Source organism: Polynucleobacter sp. 35-46-11 (genome assembly GCF_002281105.1).
Map to the genome: position 1 here is coordinate 1 of NZ_NCFJ01000453.1, position 2,005 is coordinate 2,005.

Genomic DNA, 2,005 nt, shown 5'->3' on the forward strand with positions numbered 1-2,005 from the left:
TCGTTGAAAGAGAAATTTTTCAAAAAGATAATATGGAAATTAAGTGTGGGTTAGTGTGGAAGCTAGGCTCGCTATTAACCAAATATAAGCCCACCTTTCTGACGAGCTATCGACCAGAGATTGGAATTTGTATAGCCGATATCAAAGGGGCAAGCATTAGCAATACCTACAATGCGGAGAAAGTCATATATTTCTCAGAAACAGTGCCTGAAGAGACGGAGCAAGAGCTCACGGACATTTTTTATGGCATTTCAAGAAAATTTTCTGGCACCTATCAGGATGCTTACCAAGATCTAGAATGGAAACTGATTAGTTCAGAGTCTTTCATATTTGGCCAGATTGAAGTTAAGGAACTTAAAGACCCCTATTCTTCATACAAGTGATCAATTTGATTTGCCACAGCCTCCATCTATACCCCCATTTCAGACTGAATAAATTCACAAACGATGAGATTAAATGGTGCAGGATGACCTGCACCATTTACTTTTAAGGTACTCAAGCTGGGAATTACTTTCATGGCATCATCTACTCGCCTTTGCGTACAGATCTCAGAATCTGCCCCATAGATGAGAGCAACTTTCCCTTTATACCCCTCAAGAGCCTCATGAAAGTTCATGCCCCAGATATCAGCTCGATAAGATAAATCAAAATGGCCTGGTAACTGAACATCCGAAATTGTTTTTATATCGACCTGTAACTCTTGAGCAAGTTGTCTTGTTTCACGGTAACCCAGTTCATGCTTCATGGATTTATATAAAGCATAAAGAGAGGTCCAATTTACAGTTAAAGCAATATCATTAAGAACAATTTCAGTAATATTCTTTGGAAATAGTTGGGTCAAATACATTGCTAAAACCCCGCCCATACTCGTTCCAAGAACGGTAATTTTTGGGGGCTTCCCGATGTCATTCACAATAATTGCCTCTACAAACCTTCTAATATCAGACAAATAGAGTGACATCTTATAGAACTCAAATTTACTGATGCGGTCAGATTCACCCCTTCCTGGCAAGTCTATGCTAATTACCTTGCATCCAGAAAACTTTAAGAAATAGGCGTGCAGAATCTGAAAAGCAGCTTTAGTTTCAAGTAGTCCAGGCAGGCACAATAGAACATGTGATCCATGCATATCACCAGATACGGTGTATGCAATTCTTCGCGAATGATCTCCATCAACAATATAAAAATATCGAGTCTCTGGCGCAGTAGATTTTGTCCCACCATCTAAGGGGTTTACCTCAAGCGGGGTTAAATCCTCTTTGCTTTGTACTGGTAAATCAACAGTGATTTGCTGCGCTTCACACTCGCCAGCAATAGGTGAGTCATCTAGTCCCGAGCACCCAATTGGCTGCGTAGAATTAGATGAACCTATCTTAAATTCGAGTAGAAAATGAGGGATGATTCTTTTTATAAATCGATGTAGCTTTAGTATGAGTCGCTTCTTCTTATATTCCATACTCATACCGTATAGGATATTTATGACAGAATTTATAAGTTAAAGAGCATCATTCATGTCAAGAAGTGCTGGATTTATTATTGCAGTAATTCTGGGAAGCTAGCCCTACCCCTATAGAAACTTGCTTCTATAGTGAATATTATGAAGTTGCTCCTTAATCTCCAATCTATCGAGCGTCTCAATGGGGAGATCCATCAACAACTCAATTCGGTTCCGTAGACCAATCTCGATCTGTTTAAAAGCGAACAGCATTGCCTTAACATCGCTTGCTTCAATGGAGGCTGGGTCCGGAAATCCCCAGTGAGCAGTGGATGGGTGCCCAGGCCAATATGGGCAATCCTCACCCATCGCCGTGTCGCATAAGGTAATAATGAAATCCATCTTTGGGGCACCCTCTCTACCAAACTCATCCCAGCTTTTACTCCTCAAGAGTTGGGTGGGATACCCCATCGCTTTAGCCATTTCGATGGCGTAAGGATGAACTAATCCCGAAGGGTTCGCACCAGCAGAGTAACCCGTAAAACGTCCATGGCTCAGGGTGCTTGCTAA

The 2,005-nt window shown here is 41.3% G+C and carries 3 protein-coding genes; 1 reads left to right on the forward strand and 2 read right to left on the reverse strand.

Annotation, left to right across the window (positions count from 1 at the left end; genetic code table 11):
• Positions 1-383: hypothetical protein (locus B7Y67_RS16250; protein ID WP_293599523.1), on the forward strand; the 383-nt coding region annotated here is incomplete at its 5' end.
• Positions 384-409: 26 nt separating this feature from the next.
• Here the strand turns inward: B7Y67_RS16250 and B7Y67_RS16255 are convergent.
• Positions 410-1,456, reverse strand: a complete 1,047-nt coding sequence (locus tag B7Y67_RS16255) for an alpha/beta fold hydrolase (RefSeq protein ID WP_293599524.1) — start codon at positions 1,454-1,456, stop codon at positions 410-412.
• A 111-nt stretch (positions 1,457-1,567) separates the two neighbouring features.
• The coding region (locus B7Y67_RS16260; RefSeq protein ID WP_293599525.1) for an arsenate reductase ArsC at positions 1,568-2,005 on the reverse strand (438 nt) is incomplete at its 5' end.

Bases quoted from the DNA above. Each gene is read 5' to 3' on its own strand.
- B7Y67_RS16255 (WP_293599524.1), bottom strand. From the start codon at position 1,456: ATGGAATATAAGAAGAAGCGACTCATACTAAAGCTACATCGATTTATA.